This is a genomic window from Streptomyces sp. NPDC054757 (assembly GCF_053612185.1).
Genome location: NZ_JBSHBW010000063.1, coordinates 1 through 1,061, shown reverse-complemented (window position 1 = coordinate 1,061; position 1,061 = coordinate 1). Strand labels below are relative to the sequence as shown.

1 rRNA gene is annotated in these 1,061 nt (G+C 55.6%); it reads right to left on the bottom strand.

The features are described 5' to 3' along the window. Positions 1 to 22: 22 nt before the first annotated feature. Positions 23 to 1,061 (bottom strand): 23S ribosomal RNA (locus ACWGKJ_RS34860); the annotation flags it as partial.

Below are 1,061 nucleotides of genomic sequence, written 5' to 3'. Positions count from 1 at the left end.
AACACAGTGGACGCGAGCAACTGAGGACAAGCCCTCGGCCTATTAGTACCAGTCAGCTCCACCCGTTACCGGGCTTCCACATCTGGCCTATCAACCCAGTCGTCTACTGGGAGCCTTAACCCCTCAAAGGGGGAGGGAACACTCATCTCGAAGCAGGCTTCCCGCTTAGATGCTTTCAGCGGTTATCCTTTCCGAACGTAGCCAACCAGCCATGCCCTTGGCAGGACAACTGGCACACCAGAGGTTCGTCCGTCCCGGTCCTCTCGTACTAGGGACAGCCCTTCTCAATATTCCTACGCGCACAGAGGATAGGGACCGAACTGTCTCACGACGTTCTAAACCCAGCTCGCGTACCGCTTTAATGGGCGAACAGCCCAACCCTTGGGACCGACTCCAGCCCCAGGATGCGACGAGCCGACATCGAGGTGCCAAACCATCCCGTCGATATGGACTCTTGGGGAAGATCAGCCTGTTATCCCCGGGGTACCTTTTATCCGTTGAGCGACAGCGCTTCCACAAGCCACTGCCGGATCACTAGTCCCGACTTTCGTCCCTGCTCGACCCGTCGGTCTCACAGTCAAGCTCCCTTGTGCACTTACACTCAACACCTGATTGCCAACCAGGCTGAGGGAACCTTTGGGCGCCTCCGTTACTCTTTAGGAGGCAACCGCCCCAGTTAAACTACCCATCAGACACTGTCCCTGATCCGGATCACGGACCGAGGTTAGACATCCAGCACGACCAGAGTGGTATTTCAACGACGACTCCACAACCACTGGCGTGGCCGCTTCACAGTCTCCCACCTATCCTACACAAGCCGAACCGAACACCAATATCAAACTATAGTAAAGGTCCCGGGGTCTTTCCGTCCTTCTGCGCGAAACGAGCATCTTTACTCGTAGTGCAATTTCACCGGGCCTATGGTTGAGACAGTCGAGAAGTCGTTACGCCATTCGTGCAGGTCGGAACTTACCCGACAAGGAATTTCGCTACCTTAGGATGGTTATAGTTACCACCGCCGTTTACTGGCGCTTAAGTTCTCAGCTTCGCCACCCCGAAGA